This window comes from Burkholderia sp. THE68, assembly GCF_009938265.1.
In the GTDB taxonomy this organism is placed as follows: Bacteria; Pseudomonadota; Gammaproteobacteria; order Burkholderiales; family Burkholderiaceae; genus Caballeronia.
Genome location: NZ_AP022319.1, coordinates 243685 through 263154 on the forward strand (window position 1 = coordinate 243685; position 19470 = coordinate 263154).

General features: G+C 63.5%; 17 protein-coding genes. 8 read left to right on the plus strand and 9 right to left on the minus strand.

From position 1 onward, the window contains the following. Nucleotides 1–12: 12 nt before the first annotated feature. Complete coding sequence (locus BTHE68_RS29880) at nucleotides 13–834, minus strand: alpha/beta fold hydrolase (protein ID WP_162069915.1); 822 nt, start codon at nucleotides 832–834, stop codon at nucleotides 13–15. A 240-nt stretch (nucleotides 835–1074) separates the two neighbouring features. On the opposite strand from BTHE68_RS29880, the gene BTHE68_RS29885 reads away from it, so the two are divergent. Beyond that, nucleotides 1075–1581, plus strand: coding sequence for a DUF1003 domain-containing protein (locus tag BTHE68_RS29885; protein ID WP_162069916.1), 507 nt, complete (start codon nucleotides 1075–1077; stop codon nucleotides 1579–1581). 6 nt (nucleotides 1582–1587) lie between these two features. Here BTHE68_RS29885 and BTHE68_RS29890 read toward each other — a convergent pair whose 3' ends face one another. Continuing rightward, nucleotides 1588–3687, minus strand: coding sequence for a putative bifunctional diguanylate cyclase/phosphodiesterase (locus BTHE68_RS29890; RefSeq protein ID WP_162069917.1), 2100 nt, complete (start codon nucleotides 3685–3687; stop codon nucleotides 1588–1590). A gap of 279 nt (nucleotides 3688–3966) precedes the next feature. Between BTHE68_RS29890 and moaA the strand changes: the two genes are divergently transcribed. The 4 genes from moaA (at nucleotide 3967) to BTHE68_RS29910 (ending at nucleotide 9862) form a co-directional block, all read left to right on the plus strand. Beyond that, complete coding sequence (gene moaA, locus BTHE68_RS29895; protein ID WP_232078266.1) at nucleotides 3967–5004, plus strand: GTP 3',8-cyclase MoaA; 1038 nt, start codon at nucleotides 3967–3969, stop codon at nucleotides 5002–5004. Between the two features lie 115 nt (nucleotides 5005–5119). Then, on the plus strand, nucleotides 5120–7462 hold the full coding sequence (locus BTHE68_RS29900; RefSeq protein ID WP_162069919.1) for an FdhF/YdeP family oxidoreductase: 2343 nt from the start codon (nucleotides 5120–5122) through the stop codon (nucleotides 7460–7462). Then, nucleotides 7455–8855: a cytochrome ubiquinol oxidase subunit I gene (locus BTHE68_RS29905; protein WP_162069920.1), complete on the plus strand. Its 1401-nt coding sequence runs from the start codon at nucleotides 7455–7457 to the stop codon at nucleotides 8853–8855. The genes BTHE68_RS29900 and BTHE68_RS29905 overlap by 8 nt, the downstream gene beginning before the upstream one ends. A 17-nt stretch (nucleotides 8856–8872) precedes the next feature. Further along, nucleotides 8873–9862, plus strand: coding sequence for a cytochrome d ubiquinol oxidase subunit II (locus BTHE68_RS29910; RefSeq protein WP_162069921.1), 990 nt, complete (start codon nucleotides 8873–8875; stop codon nucleotides 9860–9862). Nucleotides 9863–9993: 131 nt separating this feature from the next. Here the strand turns inward: BTHE68_RS29910 and BTHE68_RS29915 are convergent, their stop codons facing one another. Beyond that, nucleotides 9994–10371: a DUF3331 domain-containing protein gene (locus BTHE68_RS29915; RefSeq protein WP_162069922.1), complete on the minus strand. Its 378-nt coding sequence runs from the start codon at nucleotides 10369–10371 to the stop codon at nucleotides 9994–9996. 10 nt (nucleotides 10372–10381) lie between these two features. Continuing rightward, nucleotides 10382–11314 carry a helix-turn-helix domain-containing protein gene (locus BTHE68_RS29920; protein ID WP_162069923.1) on the minus strand — a complete coding sequence of 311 codons (933 nt, stop codon included), beginning with the start codon at nucleotides 11312–11314 and terminating at the stop codon, nucleotides 10382–10384. A gap of 476 nt (nucleotides 11315–11790) precedes the next feature. Between BTHE68_RS29920 and BTHE68_RS29925 the strand changes: the two genes are divergently transcribed. The 3 genes from BTHE68_RS29925 (at nucleotide 11791) to BTHE68_RS29935 (ending at nucleotide 14532) form a co-directional block, all read left to right on the plus strand. Continuing rightward, nucleotides 11791–12132 (plus strand): DUF4148 domain-containing protein, encoded by a 342-nt coding sequence (locus BTHE68_RS29925; protein WP_162069924.1) that lies wholly within the window; start codon nucleotides 11791–11793, stop codon nucleotides 12130–12132. A gap of 28 nt (nucleotides 12133–12160) precedes the next feature. Continuing rightward, nucleotides 12161–12964 (plus strand): alpha/beta hydrolase, encoded by an 804-nt coding sequence (locus BTHE68_RS29930; RefSeq protein ID WP_162069925.1) that lies wholly within the window; start codon nucleotides 12161–12163, stop codon nucleotides 12962–12964. A 158-nt stretch (nucleotides 12965–13122) separates the two neighbouring features. Then, nucleotides 13123–14532, plus strand: coding sequence for an HdeD family acid-resistance protein (locus tag BTHE68_RS29935; RefSeq protein WP_162069926.1), 1410 nt, complete (start codon nucleotides 13123–13125; stop codon nucleotides 14530–14532). Between the two features lie 5 nt (nucleotides 14533–14537). Here BTHE68_RS29935 and BTHE68_RS29940 read toward each other — a convergent pair whose 3' ends face one another. From BTHE68_RS29940 to BTHE68_RS29960, 5 genes are all read right to left on the minus strand, one after another. Further along, the gene (locus BTHE68_RS29940) at nucleotides 14538–15767 is read right to left on the minus strand and encodes an NYN domain-containing protein (protein ID WP_162069927.1); all 1230 of its coding nucleotides are present in this window, start codon (nucleotides 15765–15767) and stop codon (nucleotides 14538–14540) included. 68 nt (nucleotides 15768–15835) lie between these two features. Beyond that, the gene (locus BTHE68_RS29945; RefSeq protein ID WP_162069928.1) at nucleotides 15836–16225 is read right to left on the minus strand and encodes a cupin domain-containing protein; all 390 of its coding nucleotides are present in this window, start codon (nucleotides 16223–16225) and stop codon (nucleotides 15836–15838) included. Between the two features lie 82 nt (nucleotides 16226–16307). Then, nucleotides 16308–17132 (minus strand): AraC family transcriptional regulator, encoded by an 825-nt coding sequence (locus BTHE68_RS29950; RefSeq protein WP_162070913.1) that lies wholly within the window; start codon nucleotides 17130–17132, stop codon nucleotides 16308–16310. 64 nt (nucleotides 17133–17196) lie between these two features. Next, on the minus strand, nucleotides 17197–17592 hold the full coding sequence (locus BTHE68_RS29955) for an SRPBCC family protein (protein ID WP_162069929.1): 396 nt from the start codon (nucleotides 17590–17592) through the stop codon (nucleotides 17197–17199). Nucleotides 17593–17605: 13 nt separating this feature from the next. Further along, nucleotides 17606–19306, minus strand: a complete 1701-nt coding sequence (locus tag BTHE68_RS29960; RefSeq protein ID WP_162069930.1) for a DNA-binding protein — start codon at nucleotides 19304–19306, stop codon at nucleotides 17606–17608. Nucleotides 19307–19470: the final 164 nt, after the last annotated feature.

The window sequence follows — 19470 nt, forward strand, 5'->3', positions numbered from 1 at the left end:
GACGCCGCTCCCTTACTTGCGAATGAATGAGAGCAGGTTCTCGTTGACCGCATCCGCGTGCGTCGTGCACACGCCGTGCGGCGCGCCGGGGATGATGGTGAGCGAGCCATCGGGAACGATCTTCGCGGAGAGCTTGCCGGAATCGTCGATCGGCACGATCTGGTCAGCATCGCCTTGCAGCACGAGCGTCGGCACGGTCATCTTCTTCAGGTCTTCGGTGAAGTCCGTTTCCGAGAATGCCTTGATGCAGTCGTACGCGCTCTTTATCGAACATTGCATGCCCGCGAGCCAGAACCAGTCGATCGTGCCTTGCGAAACTTTCGCGCCCTCGCGATTGAAGCCGAAGAACGGCGTCGCCAGTTCCTTGAAGAACTGCGAGCGGTTTTCGATCACGCCACGGCGAATGTCGTCGAACACAGAGAGCGGCAGGCCGCCGGGGTTCGCTTCGGTCTTGAGCATCAGCGGCGGCACCGCCGAGATCAGCACGGCCTTCTTCACGCGCTTCGTGCCATGGCGGCCGATATAACGCGCCACTTCTCCGCCGCCCGTCGAATGGCCGATGAACACCGCATCCTTCACATCGAGGTGGTCGACGAGTTCGGCAAGATCGTCCGCATAGCGGCTCATGTCGTTGCCGTCCCACGGCTGGGCCGAGCGGCCATGGCCGCGCCTGTCGTGCGCGATCACGCGATAGCCGCGCTGCGCGAGATACATCATTTGCGAGTCCCACGCGTCCGCGTTGAGCGGCCAGCCATGAGAGAAGACGACGGGCTGGCCCGAGCCCCAGTCCTTGTAGAACAGTTCGGTTCCGTCTTGCAGTGTGAATGTGGCCATTGCTGATACTCCTTCAAGATGCTGGATTGACGCGGCGGGTCCGTCGCGTATGAAAGGAGTATTCATGCCGGAGGGATACCGGTCTTTTCGATGCAACCGGTGTTTTCGCGTACGCACGGCGGCGCATTGTCGGACTATTGCGTCGTGCTGACGCGCATTGTCGCGTGGCTTTTTAAAACCCTTCTCGCGCGTCGGAAGCTAGAGTGAGATGCAGACAACTCCACTCTATTCATCGCCAACATGAAGGTTGATCAGGACGATAACAGCGCTTCAGACCGCGATCATTTGCGCTTTCAATTACCGTATCTGCATCTGACGAGCGCGTTCGGCAACGACTGGTTCGCGTTGAAGGCGGAAGCGTTTGCGCGCTTCTTCGGCACGCCGACGTTCCTGCTCGCGCAGACCTTGATCGTCGTCGTGTGGATCGCGCTGAACGTGATGCGCGTCATTCATTTCGATCCTTATCCGTTCGTGTTGCTGAATCTCGCGTTCAGTCTTCAATCGGCCTACGCCGCGCCGATGATTCTGCTCGCCCAGACTCGCCAGGCCGATCGCGACAAGGCATTCTCGGATGCGGATGCGCGGCATCGCGAAGCGCTCGCGCTCGCGGCGCAGCGGCGCGACAAGGCGCTCGCGCGTCAGGCGGCGCAGATCGAAACGCTGTTACGACAGAACACCGAACTGACCGCGCTCACGCGCGAACTGGCGGAGCAGATCGCCGCATTGGTGAAGGACCAGGTTCATTGATGGCGCTCATACGGCGGGCGCCGCACAAGCGCGCTCGGCCACGACGCCACGCTTCGCCGCACCGCTCAGAAACCCCGGAAGCTCGGCCGCGGGCATCGGCCGGCTCAGCAGGAAGCCCTGCATCTGATCGCAATCGAGCTCGCCGAGCGTGCGGAATTGCGACTCCGTTTCGACGCCTTCCGCGACCACTTCGATCTGCAACGCGCGCGCGAGCGTCACGACGGCCGATAGCAACGCGCTGCCGCGATTGCCCGCGGTATCGAGATCGCGCACGAACGAGCCGTCGATCTTGATCTGGTCGAACCGAAAGCGCTGAAGATAACCGAGGCTCGAATAACCGGTGCCGAAATCGTCGACCGCCACGGCATAGCCACGCGACTGCAACGCTTCGATGGTGCGGCTCGTCTTTTCGATGTTCTGCATCGCCGTGGTTTCGGTGATCTCGAACATGAGGCGCGACGGCACCACGCCGGCCGCGACGATCAGCGCATCGATGCGCGCGACGAGATCCGGCACGTTGAACTGGATCGGCGACAGATTCACCGAGACCGGCACCGCAGGCAGCCCTTGCGCATCCCATAGCGCGATATTGCGGCAGACCTCGCGCAATACCCAGTCGCCGATCTCGACGATGAGACCCGAGCGCTCCGCGATCGGAATGAATTCGAGCGGCGCGATCTCGCCGAGCTCCGGATGACGCCAGCGAATCAGCGCCTCGACGCCCGTCACCGATTGCGACGCGACGCTGAACTTCGGCTGGAACGACAGGCTCAGTTCGTCGTCGCTCAGTGCACGATGCAGGTCGCGTTGCAGGATCAGCGACTTGAGCGCGGTGTGATTCATCTGCGGCTCGAATACGCGGAACGTGTTTCGCCCGCTCTGCTTGGCGGCGTACATCGCGGCGTCGGCGCTATGCAGCAGTGCGTCGGCATCGGCGCCATCGTGCGGATGGAAGGCAATGCCGATGCTCGCGCTCACGCGCAGCGGCAAGCCGTTGACGACGATCTCCTGCGACAGCCGCCGCAACACGCCATTGGCGACCGCCACCGCGGACGAAGTCTCCTGTGCGTTCTCCACTACGATCACGAACTCATCCCCGCCGAGCCGCGCGACCATGTCCGTATGGCGCAAATCCTGGCGCAGCCGCTCCGCGCACACTTGCAGCAAATCATCGCCGACGCCGTGGCCGAGCGAATCGTTGATCGACTTGAAGCCATCCAGGTCGATGAACAGCAGCGCGAACGCCGATTCCGTGCGCGCGCTGTCGGCCACCGCCTGTGCGATGCGCCGCGAGAGTTGCTGACGGTTGGGCAGGTTCGTCAGCGCATCGTGCGTGCCGAGATAATGCAGTTGACGGTTCGCGCGCTTCAGCGAGATCGACAGACTGCTCGTATGGAAGCCGAGCAAGGCGAGCGTGCCGACCAGCACGATGAACGACATGGCGGTGACGGCGAGCGCGAGCCAGTTCGCATCGAGTTTCGCATCGGCGAGACACAGGCTGCCCGCCGCGAAGTTGGCGGCGCTCATGCCGAGATAGTGCATGCCCGTGATCGCGATCGCCATGATGAACGCCGCGCCGAGCCGCTTGACGACGAGATTCTCCACGTCCGATGCGCGCAGCGTGAACGCAAGCCAGAGCGCCGCCATCGACGCGAGAATCGCGACCGCCACCGATAGCGCGAGCTTCCAGAACGTGTAGTCGATGCCCGGCGACATCTGCATCGCCTGCATGCCGGTGAAATGCATCGCGGCGACGCCGAGGCCCATGATCGTTCCCGCGACGAGGAGACGCCGCCACGACAGCGCGCCCCGGCTCGCCGTGGCGAGCGCGATGAACGACACGCCGATCGCGAGGACGAGCGAGGCGGCGGTGACGGAGACGTCGTAGCCGACCTCGATCGGCAGTGAGAATGCGAGCATGCCGATGAAGTGCATCGACCAGATGCCGACGCCCATCGACACCGCGCCGCCGGCAAGCCACACAGGACGGCGTTTCGCGCTCGCGAGCGCATTGAGACCGCCGGACAGCTCCACCGCCGTGTAGGACGCGAGGAACGCGACCACCAGCGACAGACAGACCAGCAGCGGGTTATAGAAACCAGTCATCGGCTCTCTCTCGTTTCGTATCAGTCTTTTGGTGACTGCTTGTTTTTGTGCCCCGACTCGGCTTGGGCCCGCGCCGCGATCCTGCGCGGCGCTTGGCTCCTCATGCGCTATCGGCCGGCTGCGGAAAAACTTTATGGCGTGCGTGCATCGCGTCCCGCCGCATACCTTCGTATAACCCTGTCAAACAAACCTCTTGGGCCATCGACTCATCGTGCAATGGTCCGCGTCGCGCCCCTCGCTTATCGTGGACTTGCCTCGATCAAGCCCAGGGAGCGTCCATTGAACACGATAGCCTTGCCGCCGCGACCGCTCGACACGCGTGGCCGCGCGTTGAAGGATCTCCGGCTATCGGTGATCGACCAATGCAATTTCCGTTGCTCGTATTGCATGCCGAAGGACGTGTTTACGAACGACTATCCGTTTCTTTCGTCCGATGCGTGGTTGTCCTTCGATCAGCTCTTCGCGCTCTCTCGTGCGTTTGTGCAGCTCGGCGTCGAAAAGATTCGGCTGACGGGCGGCGAGCCGCTGTTGCGCAAGGGAATCGAGACGTTGATCCAGCGGCTCGCAACGCTCGATACCGATATCGCCCTGACGACCAACGGCTCGCTGCTCGCGGCGAAAGCGCAGCGCTTGCGGCAAGCGGGTCTCAGGCGCGTCACCGTGAGCCTCGACGCGATCGATGACGATCTCTTCGCGCGCATGAACGGCGTCGGCTATCCGGTTGCGCGCGTGCTGGAAGGCATCGATGCCGCGATCGATGCGGGTCTGCTCCCGCTCAAGATCAATGTCGTGATGGAGAGAGGCGTCAACGAGTCGCAGATTCTGCCGCTTGCGCGGCATTTTCATCGACGGCCAGTGGATCTGCGCTTCATCGAATACATGGATGTGGGCGGCGCGCACGCGTGGAGCCACGACAAGGTCGTGCCTTCCGCGCAGATTCTCGCGCTCCTGAAACGGCATTTCGCGCTCGAACCCGAGGCGCGCGACGAACCGGAATCGACCTCGGTGAACCATCGCTTCGCGAATGGTCTCGCGCGCGTGGGCTTCGTGTCGAGCATGTCGAAGCCGTTTTGCTCGTCGTGTTCGCGCGCACGCGTTTCCGTCGACGGACAGCTTTACTCGTGTCTGTTCGCCACGCAATCGTTCGATCTGAAACCGTGGCTTCACGCCTCGCTCTGGCCGGATGAACTCGCCGACACGATCCGCGCGCGCTGGATGCAACGCGACGACCGCTATTCGGAGTTACGCAACGCGATGCACGCGCACGCTTCACGCAAGCGTTATCCGACCGTGCGGATGTCGCTCGTCGGCGGCTGACGAATACACACCGTTCGTGCACATCGCAAACGAGGCGCGCATTTACGCAAAGCCGCCGAAGGCCTAACGACCATCATCACGATCGACCCACTCTACTCAATGCGAGGCGAAGGAAATGAGCGACAAGAAAGTTATACGCATCTATAGCGAGCCCGCCGGTGGCTGGGGCGCGCTCAAGGCCACAGGCGAAGCGCTGAAGATTCAGGGCATTCCGGTGTCCGGCGCGCAGACGCTGCTGCACATGAATCAGCCGCAGGGCTTCGACTGTCCCGGCTGCGCGTGGCCCGATCCGAAGCACACGTCATCGTTCGAATTCTGCGAGAACGGTGCGAAAGCCGTTGCATGGGAAGCGACCGCAATGCGCTGCACGCCTGAGTTCTTCGCGCAACACAGCGTGTCGGAACTGACATCGTGGAACGACTACGATCTGGAAATGGCGGGCCGTCTCACGCATCCGATGGTGTATGAAGCCGCATCGGACCGCTATGTGCCGATCGAATGGAACGATGCGTTCGCGCTCGTCGGGCGTCATCTGAACGCGCTCGATCATCCGGATCAGGCGGATTTCTATACATCCGGGCGCGCATCGAACGAAGCGGCGTTTTTGTATCAGCTCTTCGTGCGCGAGTTCGGCACCAACAACTTTCCCGACTGCTCGAACATGTGCCATGAAGCGACCAGCGTGGGCTTGCCGCAATCGATCGGCGTCGGCAAGGGCACGGTGCTGCTCGAAGATTTCGAGCATGCGGACGCGATCTTCATCTTCGGTCAGAATCCCGGCACCAACAGCCCGCGCATGATGAGCGACCTGCATTCGGCGTCGCGCCGCGGTGCGAAGATCGTCTCGTTCAATCCGTTTCGCGAACGCGCGCTGGAGCGCTTCGCCTCGCCGCAGAACCCGATCGAAATGGCGACGCTGGGCTACACCAGCATCAGCTCGTTTCTCTATCAGGTGCGCGTGGGCGGCGACGTCGCCGTGCTCAAGGGCATGATGAAGGCGATCGTCGAAGCGGACGATGCCGCCATCGCCGACGATCAGCCGCGCGTGCTCGACGTCGAGTTCATCGCGGGCCATACGCACGGCATCGACGCGTTGCTGGCCGATGTGCGCGCGACACGCTGGGACGCAATCGAGCGTCATGCCGGCCTCACGCGCGACGAGATCACCAATGCCGCGAACATCTACATGCGTGCCGAAAACGCGATTCTCGTGTACGGCATGGGGCTCACGCAGCATCGGCGCGGCACGGAGACCGTGCAACAGATCGCCAATCTCGCGCTTCTGCGCGGCAATGTCGGGCGGCCCGGCGCGGGCATCTGCCCGGTGCGCGGGCATTCGAACGTGCAGGGCAATCGCACGGTCGGCATCACCGAGAAACCGAATGCGCAGCTCATCGCAGGCATCGAACGCGCGTTCGGCTTCACGCCGCCGGCCAAGCATGGCAACGATGTCGTCGCCACGCTCGAATCGATGATGCGCGGCGACGCGAAGGTGTTCTTGGCGCTCGGCGGCAACTTCGCGGCCGCGATTCCCGACTGGGCGCGCATGCAGGACTCGATACGCGAGCTCGATCTCACCGTGCATATCGCGACGAAGCTCAATCGCAGCCATCTCGTGCATGGCAAGGACGCGCTGATTCTGCCGTGCCTCGGCCGCACCGAAATCGATATTCAGGCGGACGGCCCGCAGTCGATCACCGTCGAGGATTCGATGTCGATGGTGCATGCATCCGCCGGACGCAACGAGCCCGCATCGCCGCATCTGATGAGCGAGCCGGCCATCGTCGCGGGCATCGCGCGCGCGACGCTCGGCGACAAGTCGCGCGTGCACTGGGAGCATCTCGTCGCGAGCTACGACCGCATTCGCGACGCGATCGAAATCGTGTTTCCGATCTTCCAGGCATACAACGCGCGCATTCGCGTGCCGGGCGGTTTTCATCTGACCTCTTCCGCACGCGAGCGCGTGTGGGATACGAACACGGGCCGCGCGAACTTCCTCGTCTTCGAAGGCCTCGACGCGGACCCCGCATCCGACGATCCCGATGCGCTCTCGCTCACCACGATGCGCAGCCACGATCAGTACAACACCACGCTCTATTCGCACTCGGACCGTTATCGCGGCGTGTTCGGCCAGCGCGATGTGATCTTCATGAACACGCGCGAGTTGAAGAAGCGTCATCTGCGGGCAGGCGATCGCGTCGATATCTTCGCCATTGCCGACGATGGCATCGAACGCGTGATCCGCAATTTCAAGGTCGTCGAATACGCACTGCCCGATGGTTGTTGCGGCGCTTACTACCCGGAAGTGAATCCGCTCGTGCCGCTTTACGCGTTTGATCCGCAAAGCCGCACGCCGTCCTACAAGTCCGTGCCCGTGAGAGTCGTGTCCACGGCCACCGCGCCTGAGGCCGTCTTGCACGCCATCGAACTTCAACACGGGGACGCGCACCATGCTTGATCACGTACTCGACCTGTCGCGCGCGCAGTTCGCGATGACCGCGATCTTTCACATTCTCTGGCCGATTCTGACCATCAGCCTGTCCGCGTTCCTCGTGCTGGTCGAAGTGCTGTGGATTCGCACCGGCGATGTCGCGTATTACCGGCACGCGCGTTTCTGGAGCAAGCTGCTGGTGCTGAACTTCGCCGTCGGCGTGGTGAGCGGCATTCCGATGGAGTTCCAGTTCGGCACCAACTGGGCAGGCTTCTCGCAATACAGCGGCCAGTTCATCGGCAACATACTCGGCTTCGAAGGCGCGATGGCCTTCATGCTCGAAGCGGGCTTCGTCGGCGTGATGCTGCTCGGCTGGGGACGCGTGTCGCGCGGCGTGCATCTGTTCGCCACCTCGATGGTCGCGCTCGGTTCCAGCATCTCCGCTTTCTGGATCATGGTCGCGAACTCGTGGATGCAGACGCCGGCGGGCTATGCCGTCGTCGATGGCAAGATCGTCGTGACGGATTATCTCGCCGCGATCTTCAATCCCGACATGGTATGGGGCGTTTCGCACATGTGGGTCGCGGCGATCGAGACCGGCATGTTCGTGATTGCCAGCATCTCCGCGTGGAACCTGTATCGCCGCCGGCACGCCGAGTTCTTCGCGCGTTCGTTTCGTCTTGCGCTGCTGGTGCTGGTGTTCGTCGCACCCTTGCAGATCTGGCTCGGCGATTCGAGCGGCGTGAGCGTATTCGAAACGCAACCGGCGAAGGGCGCCGCGATCGAAGGTCACTGGAAGACGAATGCGCCGGGCACGGGTGCATCGTGGTCACTGCTCGCGTGGCCAAACCAGAACGCGCAACGCAACGACTGGTCGATCGAAGTGCCCGGCATGTTGAGTGTGCTCGGCACGCACTCATTGCATGGCCAAGTGAAAGGCCTCACCGACTTCGCGCGCAACGATCAGCCGCCTGCCCTTCCGCTGCTCTATTACGCGTTCCGCGTGATGGCGGGCATCGGCTTCGCCTTCATGCTGCTCGCGTTCTGGACCGCGTATGCGCTCAGGAAAACGCGCGGCAGTCTCGCGGCGCTGCTCGCGCAACGCAAGCTTCTGCTCGCATGGGTGCTTTGCATACCGTTGCCGTATGTCGCCGTGGAAGCGGGATGGATCGTGCGTGAAGTGGGCCGTCAGCCGTGGGTCGTCTACGGCTTGCTGCGCACACGCGATGCCGTATCGACGATTCCGGCTTCGTCGGTCTCGCTCAGCATGGCGATGTTCCTCGCGTTCTATGTCGTGCTGCTCGTCACATTCTTCGTGCTGGCGCGGCGCTGGCTGCGCGCCGGACCCGATCTGGACATCATGCCGCCCGCGAACCTCGCCGCGCAAACGAAGGCGGCCAACACCATCGCCGGTTACTGAACTCTGGAGCTCGACTCATGGATAACGCAGTTCAAACGATGCTCGCCGACACCTGGTTCGGCCTGATTGGCCTGATGCTGGTCTTCTATGTCGTCACCGACGGCTTCGATCTCGGCGTCGGCATTCTTTCGCTGTTTCGCCGCAAGTCAGCGGATCGCGACGTGATGGTGCAATCGATCGGCCATGTCTGGGACGCGAACGAAACCTGGCTCGTCGTGCTGGGCGGCGCGCTGTTCGGCGCGTTTCCCACCGCCTATGCGCTGCTGATGGAGCATCTCTACCTGCCCGTCATGGCGCTCATCGCGGGGCTGATCATGCGCGGCGCGGCGATCGAGTTCCGTCATAGCGTGGATCATGGTCCGTTGTGGGACAAGGTATTCGGTATCGGCAGTCTGATTGCGGCGCTCTCGCAAGGCGTCGTGCTCGGCAAGGTCATCACGGGCCTCGCGCCGGGCAAGGCAGCGTTTGCGTTCATCGTCGTCACGGCGATCGGCGTCGTCGCGGGATATTGCCTGCTCGGCGCGACGTATCTCGTCAAGAAGACCTCGGGCATGGTCGAACAGTGGGCGCGGCGCATTTCATTGCTGAGCGCGTTGTTCACTGTGATTGCTGCTGCATTGCTGACGCTCGCGACGTGGTTCGACAGCGATATCGGTCACGGGCGCTGGACGCATCCGGCGGTCATGCATCTGCTGATCGCGCTGGGTCTCGCCTCTGTGCTCGCGTTTGCGCTCATCATGGCGTCGCTGTATCTCGGCAGCTCGCGCGGACCGTTCCGTGCATCGGTGGCGTTGTTCGTGTTGTCGTTTGCAGGACTCGCGATCAGCCTCTTTCCCGATTTCATTCCGGGCAAGCTGGGCATTCTCGAAGCCGCATCCGATGCGCCGACGCTTGCGTTCATGCTGATCGGCATCGGGCTCGTGTTCCCGGTGATGATCGGCTACAACCTTTACCAGTACCACATCTTTCGGGGCAAGCTCGCGGGGAGTGCACATGCGGGTGAGTGACTGATCGATTCAACTTCATTTGCAACGACGCTCGAATCGGTCACGTTCGAGCGTCGTTTTCGTTTGCACGCAACTCCGCACAAAAAAACACCGCCTCGCAGGCGGTGTTCGTTCGTGCATTGCGGAAAGCCTCATAACGGCGTCGCCTGATCCAGCACCGACGCCAGAATCATCGCACCCGCATTGCGCGGAACGGGCCGCGGATTCGGCCCATAGACCTGATCGCCCGGCCGAATCTCCGCGCCGCTCATCGCGCACACACCGGCCGTGCGCGCGCGCATCGCGCGCCATACCTGATCGCCATAACAGCAGCGCGTGGAGTCGCGCCATTCGATGGTGGCCGTCGTGGTCGACGGGCGCTCGATCAGTTTCACCGCGACGCGGCGCTCGCCTGTTTCGGCGAACGGACGCCTGAGCATCGGCGCCTCGAAACTCAGACCGTCATGCAACGACGTCAATCGGGAGATCGTTTGCGCCCACGGATCGAGGGCAAGTGCAGCTTCGGCCATGTTCGGCTCCTTAGCGAAGAATTGCGTCGAGCGCACCCGTCTGCCAGTGCTTCGGCGTAGCGCCGGCAAGACGCTTGAAGACGGTCGTGAAATGCGCCTGCGAACGAAAACCGCAGCACAGCGCGACATCGAGAATGCTGTGTCTGGACGTGCGCAAGAGTTCCTGCGCGCGTTCGATGCGCTTCTGCAGCAGATATTCGTGCGGCCGCATGCCCGTGGCGCGGCGAAACTGCGCGGCGAAGTGCATGCGTGTGAGTCCCGTGCTCGCGGCGATATCCGCGAGACTGATGTTTTCGGCGAGATGGGCATCGACGAATTCGGCGACGCGATTGATGCGCCATTGCGGCAAGGCCGAAGGCTCGCGCCCGCGCGCGACGGGCGCGGTGAAATGACGCGCGACGAGCCGCGACACGACCGCAAGGCCGATGCCTTCGATGAACACGCTGCCGAGCGCCGCGCCGTCGGTCTTGCACACGGCGAACGCCTGGCCGAGCCGTTCGAGCGCCGGATCGCGAATCAGCTTCGGGTCGCCGAGGACGATATCGCCCGCATGCGGACGATGAAACAGATCCTCGTAGCACTCGGCCAGCGTCTGCTGCGAGACGAAGAGATGCAGCACATCCATCGCCGATTCGAAGACGGCGCTCACGCGCGTCGCCGGCGCGGTCACCTGCACGACGCCCGCAGGCAAGCGGCCATGCAGCAGCCTGCGGCCCGCGTGATGAAAAATCAGCGACGCGCACTTCAGATTCAGGCTGATGCAATGAAACGTGGCGTTGCCGTCGTTCGATGCTTCGAGCGGCGACTCACCATGATGCATCCAGCGCGACATCGTGATCTGTCCGGGGCGAGCGCCGGTGTCTGGCTGACGCCATCGGTCTTCCAGTCCGATCAATGGCGGGCGCGTCGGCGTTCCGGGATGCGAAAGCAGGGTAAGCGTCATGATGGGTCCGTTATGAAAACTGAAGCCAGTGCGATGACTCCAAGTTAAACAAACGGCAACCGGCCGCCTAGCCGTACATACGGTTGACGCAACCGCCTAATGGTTGAGTCAACCTATATCAAGGTATAGGTTCGCGCGCCGCGCACCGGGGCTCGACGGGGGAACGCGAAGCGCTGACACCTTCGTATAAGCGCGCCAGCCGCGCGGATGACCCGGCTCATCCGGGCGCACTAGATGATGCGGCCCGAGGGATCGATCAACGACGCAAACGCCATGCGAACGTTTGGCCGATACACCGATGGTTGGTGCAGTCACGCTCTTTCGTAGGTGTAGTCGAGGCGCATCGCGGCCTATACATTTGTCACCAAGGTCGCGATACGAATACAGACCGACGGCCTTGACCACGGAAACCGAACAAATACATTTAATTCGGATACCGGATCAGAAGTACATCACCATCCACCTTGGAGTCGATCATGAACAAGTATCTCGTCAGCCTCACCCTCGTCGCCGCCACGCTCGCAGCGCCCGCACTCGCATTCGCACAGTCGAACGGTCCCGTCACGCGTGCGCAGGTTCGCGCCGATCTCGTCGCCGTCGAAAAGGCCGGCTACAACCCCGCCGTCGCAAGCGATGCGTACTATCCCGCCGACATCCAGGCGGCCGAGGCAAAAGTCGCTGCGCAACACGCCGGCGCCGCACAAGCCTATGGCGGCGTGCAGACCGGCACGAGCGCATCGGGTGCAGCCAAGCATGCCGCGATGAAGAACACGTGCGTCGGTCCGGTCGACTTCTGCCAGCCGTACTTCGGCAGCTGATCTCTCATTCGCGCAAACGGAGTCTTTCATGAAGCGAATCTTGCAAGCAGCTTCGGTGCTGGCGCTGTCGGCCGGTCTGTTCTCATCGGCTGGCGCAATGGCTCAGGATGCCGCCCCCGCCGCCGCCGGCCATGCCCCGGTCAAAAACATCGTGCTCGTGCATGGCGCATGGGTCGATGGCTCGGGATGGAAGCCGGTCTACGACATCCTGACCCGGGACGGCTATCACGTGACGATGGTGCAGGAACCCCTGACCTCGTTCGAAGCCGATGTCGCCGCGACCAGACGCGTCCTCGATCTGCAGAACGGCCCGGCGATTCTCGTCGGTCATAGTTACGGCGGGTCGGTCATCACGGAAGCGGGCGTGCATCCGAATGTCGCGGGTCTCGTCTATGTCGCGGCGCACGCGCCGAACGTGGGCGAGGACGAAGGCGCGCTCGGCAAGAAGACGCCCAGCTTCCTCGCGAAGCAGACGGACGCGGTGGAAAAGACGTCGGATGGCTACACGTATCTGAATCCCACCGTCTTCCCGAAAGACTTCGCGGCGGATCTGCCGCTCAAGCAGGCGCAGTTCGAATCGCGTTCGCAGATCCTGACGGCGGCGCAAGTCTTCACGACGCCGCTGACGGCGGCGGCGTGGACCTCGAAACCGAGCTGGGGCATCGTGGCGGGCAGCGACAAGATCATCAATCCGGATCTGGAGCGCTGGTACTACGAGCGCGCGCATAGTCACATGACGGTCATACCCGGCGCGAGTCATTCCGTGTATGAATCGAAGCCGAAGCAGGTCGCGGCCGTGATCGAAGATGCCGCGAAGCATGCGGTGCAGTAAGTGAAGTGATCGCGCGGCTGTCGTGCAACATGCATGACAGCCGCGTATTTGTCTGTGGTTTGATTTTCCGCGCTTGCGGCTTTCCCCGTCATTGCCTTATAAAATGTGTGACCGCGCGGGTCTCGCACAAGGCATCGAATGATCGGACGGAGGAAGCAATGGTTCGGCTCGTGATGATTCTTCTCGGCGTCGACTATCTGCGCACCCGCTGGCGCGCGGTGATGATCGTCGGGTTGCTCAGCATCGCGCTCGGTGGCGTCATCTTCACCGACGCGCTCGACGGCTCGCTCTACTTTCCCATCATCCCGTTCGCGCTGATGATGCTGTTCGAAGGCCTCGCCACGCTCGCGGTCGCGTGGACCGGCATGGGCGGCCAGCGCAAGCTGCGCTATGTGAAGGGCACGACGTTCTGCCTGTCGGCGCTACTCGTGCTGTTCGGCGGCGAACACGGCAATTTCGTGCTGTCGCTCATCTTCGGCACGCTCTTTCTGGTCGATGGCGCCTTGCAGATCGTCTCGGCGCGCCTGGTCCGCTTTCGCAAATGGCGTCTCGCGACGGCGGGCGGCGTGCTCGAAATCGCCATCGCAATCTTTTTTTATCAGCCGTATCCCGATCACTACGCGGGCACCGTCGCGTATTGCGTCGCGTTCGGGCTGTTCTTCGGCGGCTGGAACATGATCCTGCTCGCGGCGCGCGTGCGGCGCATGGCGGCGAATCCGGCCGTCGATGGCGATGCGGACGCCACTGCGCAGCAAGGATCGAGGCAAGCCGCGCCGTCATTCGCCGGCGCGGTCTGGGACGGTCCGCCCGCGCCCGACGAAGCGGCACTGACCGTGCACGTCTGGACGCCGGTCGGCACGGCCAAGTCGCAGCCGCGGCGGCAATTGCTCGTCGACCGCTATATCGCCGCGGTCGACAGGAACGGCACCATCTCGACCGGCCACGCCGCGCTGGAGACGCCCGAAGGCGTGTACATCAGCCTGTATCCGGCGGTCGAGATCGACCGTTCGCCGAACGAGTTCACGCGCACGCTGCGGGCGACCCGCGAGAACGATGTGCCCGGCCTGTTTCAGCCCGACTATGCGACCGAATCGAAAGCGTGGTGTCCGTCAACGCAGCAGGTGCGGATCCGCAATTACGATCCGGACCGGCTCGCGCGCTTCTGGCAGGCGTATCAACGCGACACGACCTACAACCTCACGTACCGCAATTGCTCGAGTTCCGTGGCGCGCGCGCTGGAAGCGGCGATCGAAGGGGCATCGGCGCGGGTCTGGGGCAAGGGCGGCGGGTGGAAGCCGCTCGTGCGCATCATGGCGACGCCCGAGCTGTGGGTCGCGGCGCAAGTGCGCAAACGCGCCGCGACGATGGCCTGGACGCCCGGCCTCACGCTCGATTACGCGCGCGCGCTAAGCATGCTCGCGGACCCGCGACATTCGGGCTGGGTGCGGATGGCGCGCATGGCTGTCGCGACCATGTATCGGTCGCGGCAGCGCTGGCGCGCCGAGGAAGACGCGGCGGCGCATGCGCGCGAAGCGGCCGCGGTGACGGCCGAACAGCGGCCGGGATGACCGGCTTACTGGTCGCTTGCCTTGTCGGCTGCTTTGCGTGAACGGCCCGAGCGCGACGACGACTTGCGCGGCGGCTTCACCGCTTCGGGTTCGGCAGCGAGCGCGCTTTCTGCAGCCGCTTCGTGAGGTACGTCAGCGGCGCGTGCCTTCGCTGTCGTCTTGCGCGCGCGGCGCGGCGCGGCGGTCTTTTTCGGCGCGGGCGCGGGTTCGAAAGCAGGCGCGGGTTCGGCTTGCGGTTCGGGCGTGTACGCTTCGACGATCGGCGGCGCTTGTTCGACGACCGCCACGGTTTCGGCCACGGGCATCGGCGCCTGCTTGCGGCCACCGCGCTTGCTCCGGCGGTTCGCATTCCCCGCGCCGTCGCTCTCTCTCGCGGCTACCGGCGCCTCGGCGTGCCGTACGTCCAGCGCCACTGACTGCGCGAACTGGGCGGATCGAAACACGAACGCGCCGGATTTATCGTCGCGGCCGACTTCCAGCAGACCGCGCGATTGCGCTTCGTCGAGCAGATTGCCGAACGCGCGAAAACCGTATTGCGTTTCGCTGAAGCCGGGCTTGCGCCGCTTGATCGCGCTCTTCAGGACCGATGCCCAGATCTTGCCGCTTTCGCCGCGCTCCGAGGCGAGCGCCTCGAAGGTTTCGACGGTGATCGCGATCGCCTGCGACTTGCGCGATTCCATCTCGTGTTTCGGCTGGCGCTCCTCTTCGGGCGGGCGCTTCGTTTCGCGCGCCTCGCGCTTGGCGATGGCGCGTTGCTGTTCGCGCACGAGGTCGTCGTAGAAGATGAACTCATCGCAGTTCGCGACGAGCAGATCGGAGGTCGACTGCTTTACGCCGACGCCGATCACCTTCTTCGCGTTCTCGCGCAGCTTCGAAACGAGCGGCGAGAAGTCCGAATCGCCGCTGATGATGACGAACGTATCGACATGCGCTTTGGTGTAGCAGAGATCGAGGGCATCGACGACGAGACGGATATCGGCGGAATTCTTGCCCGACTGGCGCACGTGCGGAATCTCGATCATCTCGAAGCTGGCCTCGTGCATCGCCGACTTGAAACCCTTGTAGCGATCCCAGTCGCAATAGGCTTTCTTGACGACGATGCTTCCCTTCAGCAGCAGGCGTTCGAGCACAGGTTTGATATCGAATTTCTCGTACTTCGCATCGCGCACGCCGAGCGCGACGTTCTCGAAGTCGCAGAACACCGCCATGCTGACGCTTTCCTGAGGTCCAGCCATTTGGTTCTCCAGCCCGTGCGGCATGTTTGGAATGTGCACATGATAGCTTGTCGGGCTGGGGACGCAGATCAAACCCAGAGATCGTTGGGCGCGGTGCGCTCGTTCTGCGTCTCGCCGGTATTGACGACGCCACGCGGCTCGATGAGCATGATCTTCACTTCGCGCGCCGCATACGGCTTATGCTCGACGCCCTTCGGCACGACGCCGAACTCGCCCGCGCGCAGAACCATCGCGCCGTCGCGAAAGTCGATGCGCAATTCGCCCTCGAGCACGATGAAGGTCTCGTCGGTGTCCGCGTGACGATGCCAGATGAAATCGCCTTCGAGACGCGCGACCTTGAACTGATAGTCGTTCATTTCGGCGATCACGCGCTGCTGCCAGAAGCCGTCGATCTTGCGCGCCTTGTCGAGCGGGTCGATCGCGACGCGCTGGCCGCGAGAGCTTTCGATGGATGTCATGACTGGGCTCCGTATCCGTGAAGTTGACGAAGCCAGACTAACGCTCACGCGCGGCGTGCGTCTTGAACGATCGTGCAGACGCTCAGCGCGATGCGACGCCGCTCGCGATCGTCCGCCAGCGCGCGGGCGGAATGCCGAACGCACGCGTGAACTGGCGCGTCATGTGACTCTGATCGGCGAAGCCCGCGTGCGCCGCGATATCCGCGAGCGGCGCGCCGGTCAGCATGAGGCGGCGGGCCAGATCGAGGCGGCGCATCGTCAGATAGCGATACGGACTCGTGCCGTAGAATTTGCGGAAATCACGCGACAGCCCGAAGCGGTCGCGCCCTGTCACACGCTCGAGTTCGTCCAGCGTGATGATGCGATCGCAGTTCGCATGCAGATAGGCATGAGCGCGCGCGGCGCTCGTGTAATCGCCGCTATCGGAGACCGTTGGCGCGCCGGCCGCTTGCGCGAGCGCAAGCGCCAGTTCGGTCAGCGCATCGTGCTGTTCGAGCGGCTCGAACGGCGGCTGCGCCCCTTCGGTGCGCTGCAGCAGGGCTTCCGTCGCGCGCGAGACGCGTACATCCGTCGTCACGCCGCCTTCGACGAAAGGCAGCGCGCGGCCGCCGAGTATCGCCTGAATCAGCGCGGGATCGACATACAGCATGCGATAGCGGAAGCCCTCGCCGGTGCCCGCCTGTCCGTCATGAAGTTCGTCGGGATGCAGGACCATCGTCTGGCCCGGCACGCTGTGACGCAGCCCGCGCCGATAGTTGAAGCTCTGCACGCCCGCGAGCGTGCGGCCGATCGCATAGGTGTCGTGCCGATGCATGCCGTAGGCCTTGCCGCCAAACCAGGCCTCGATGCGTTCGATGCCTTCGGTCGGCGCGGCGCGCAGTACCCAGTCCGGCGCGGTTTTCTTCATCTTGGCCACGGCTCCCCGCCTTCGTCGAAGGCGCTATCGGAATACGGCGATTCGGCGCACGCTGTCAGGGCTTCCCGTAACGCCCGGCAAGCGCCGCAAGATCCCGCCGAACCCAGTCCGCATCCGCAGCGAATTTTTCATCGCTCATGCCGGGCTGACGAAACAGCGTGAGCGCCACTTCAGCGCCCGCGCCGTTCTGATAGACGCGCAACGGAACATGGACCTCATCGCCGTTCGGCAGATACACCCGATGATCCATCACGCCGAACGCGTTGTGCTCCGTGAAGCGAATCGTCACGTCCCCTTCCGGCCCACGGGCGCGCCAATGATCGCCCATGTCTTCGAGCGTCGACTGCGCGAGCCCCGACGCCCACGTCGGAAACACCTCAGGACGCCAGATCGCGTCGTAAAGCTCGCGCCAGTCACGCGCGATCGTCACGGTAATGGTCTGCGTTTCCATCGTCAAACGCGCGTCAGGATTCGATCTTCGACATCACCGCCGTCGCCGGATCATAGCGATAACCCTTCTGCGCGAGCTGTTGCGCCATCTTGTCGCCGATCAGCTTCTGCTGCGCCTCGCGCAGCACGAGTTCGTGGTCCGGCTTCATGCGCTCCAGTTCGACCGCGAGCCTGCGCATCAGCGCGACTTCGCCGGTGCTGCGGGCATCGATGAAAAGAATCTTCTCGTTGGCCACATCGAGCCGCTGACGCAAGTCCTTCGCGTAGGTGACCCATTGCTCGGCGTTGGCGCGAAGTTCGTCGTACGCTTTCGAATGCGACTTGGCCTGCGCCGAAACCTGACGCTGCAACGACGCGAGTTCGGACTCTTCGCCCTGCTCCTTCTCGACGAGACGCTTCGCCAGATCGGTCGCGTTCTTCTCGGCGGACTCAGCGCGCTCGCGCAAAGCGTTGACATCGTTCGATACGCGCGCGAGTTCGGTGCCCTGCTCGGCCTTTTCTTCCATCAACGCGCTGATGCGCTTGCGGGTTTCCTCCAGCTCGCCGCTCACGCGCTCGACGTGATCGCGCTGCGCCACGACTTCCGCGCTGCGCGCAGCCGCGCTTTCACGCTCCGCCGCCAGCGCGGCGCGCACTTCGTTCAACTCGGCTTCCAGCGCGGCGACGCGCGCGAGACTTTCGCTCGCCTGTGCTTCGGCGGCTTGCGCGCGCGCCTGCGCGGCGTTCGCATCCTGCGACGAGCGCTCGACCTGCGCCGAATTATCATGCGCAATCCGGGTCAGCGCCTCGTGCTCCTGCCGAAACTGATCGCGCTCCTGCGCAACGCGCGCGAGTTCATCGTCCTTGCCCGACAGCAACGCATGCAGATCCGCGTGATCCTGACGCGCCCGATCGCGCTCTTCGGCGATACGCGCGAGGTCCTGGTCCTTGCCGGCGATCAAACCGTGCAATTGCTCGTGCTGCTGTTGCGTCTGATTGCGTTCATCCGCGATACGCGCGAGTTCTTCATCCTTGCCTGCAATCAAACCGTGTAATTGCTCATGCTGCTGGCGCGTCTGATCCCGCTCCTGCGCGATGCGCGCGATCTCTTCGTCCTTCGCGGCCAGCGCCGCGTTCAGCGCATCCTTCGCACGCCGCTCTTCCTCGAGCGACGCCGTCACGGCTTCGCGCTCGGCCTGTTCCGTCGATGCGCGCCGCGCCGCTTCCTCGATCTGCGTCTCGGCGGTCTGCGCGCGCGCCGTGGCCGTCCCAACCTCTTCGCGCAGGCGCGCGGCCGACTCTTCCGACGCCCGCAACGCGCTCAGCATTTCCGCCATCTGCTGACGGTTCTTTTCGGCTTCGCTGCCGGTCTTCTGGAACTCGGCGAGCGCCTCGTCGCGCTCCGCGAGCGCCGTCGAGAGCCGCTGGTTCACCACGGAGAGGCGCTGGCCGGCGAGTCGTTCGGTGTCGTCGCGGGAAACCGTCCAGAGTCGCCGCGCGACGTTCACGAGCGTCTCGGCCAGGTCGTCGGGAAGTCCGGTCAGGGCCTGCTGCTGCGGCACGTCCGGCGAACGCGCCTCGCGCCAGCGCTGCAGGCCGGCCGCGATGGCGAGGAGCGAACCGCCGCCGGCCGCCTCCCAAACGGTCAGTGGGGAGACCTTGCGGCCTTCTTCGGTCAGGCGATCGGCGATCGACGCGATCTGCTCGACAGTGATGATGTCTACGTCTGTGGGCATAAGCGCCTCGAAAATCAGTGGCGTCGCACTCAAAAAACTGCGATACGTTGTTACATTCGGCTCAATCCGCGCGGGGCGGACAGGGATGATACCCATTTTCCGCGCCCTTCCCTTTGGCCGGATGTCACATCCGGTCAAAAATGGGATTTTCTCGCAAGAGTGTA

Bases quoted from the DNA above. Each gene is read 5' to 3' on its own strand.
- BTHE68_RS29880 (WP_162069915.1), bottom strand. From the start codon at position 834: ATGGCCACATTCACACTGCAAGACGGAACCGAACTGTTCTACAAGGAC.
- BTHE68_RS29885 (WP_162069916.1), top strand. From the start codon at position 1,075: ATGAAGGTTGATCAGGACGATAACAGCGCTTCAGACCGCGATCATTTG.
- BTHE68_RS29890 (WP_162069917.1), bottom strand. From the start codon at position 3,687: ATGACTGGTTTCTATAACCCGCTGCTGGTCTGTCTGTCGCTGGTGGTC.
- BTHE68_RS29900 (WP_162069919.1), top strand. From the start codon at position 5,120: ATGAGCGACAAGAAAGTTATACGCATCTATAGCGAGCCCGCCGGTGGC.
- BTHE68_RS29905 (WP_162069920.1), top strand. From the start codon at position 7,455: ATGCTTGATCACGTACTCGACCTGTCGCGCGCGCAGTTCGCGATGACC.
- BTHE68_RS29910 (WP_162069921.1), top strand. From the start codon at position 8,873: ATGGATAACGCAGTTCAAACGATGCTCGCCGACACCTGGTTCGGCCTG.
- BTHE68_RS29915 (WP_162069922.1), bottom strand. From the start codon at position 10,371: ATGGCCGAAGCTGCACTTGCCCTCGATCCGTGGGCGCAAACGATCTCC.
- BTHE68_RS29920 (WP_162069923.1), bottom strand. From the start codon at position 11,314: ATGACGCTTACCCTGCTTTCGCATCCCGGAACGCCGACGCGCCCGCCA.
- BTHE68_RS29925 (WP_162069924.1), top strand. From the start codon at position 11,791: ATGAACAAGTATCTCGTCAGCCTCACCCTCGTCGCCGCCACGCTCGCA.
- BTHE68_RS29930 (WP_162069925.1), top strand. From the start codon at position 12,161: ATGAAGCGAATCTTGCAAGCAGCTTCGGTGCTGGCGCTGTCGGCCGGT.
- BTHE68_RS29935 (WP_162069926.1), top strand. From the start codon at position 13,123: ATGGTTCGGCTCGTGATGATTCTTCTCGGCGTCGACTATCTGCGCACC.
- BTHE68_RS29940 (WP_162069927.1), bottom strand. From the start codon at position 15,767: ATGGCTGGACCTCAGGAAAGCGTCAGCATGGCGGTGTTCTGCGACTTC.
- BTHE68_RS29945 (WP_162069928.1), bottom strand. From the start codon at position 16,225: ATGACATCCATCGAAAGCTCTCGCGGCCAGCGCGTCGCGATCGACCCG.
- BTHE68_RS29950 (WP_162070913.1), bottom strand. From the start codon at position 17,132: ATGAAGAAAACCGCGCCGGACTGGGTACTGCGCGCCGCGCCGACCGAA.
- BTHE68_RS29955 (WP_162069929.1), bottom strand. From the start codon at position 17,592: ATGGAAACGCAGACCATTACCGTGACGATCGCGCGTGACTGGCGCGAG.
- BTHE68_RS29960 (WP_162069930.1), bottom strand. From the start codon at position 19,306: ATGCCCACAGACGTAGACATCATCACTGTCGAGCAGATCGCGTCGATC.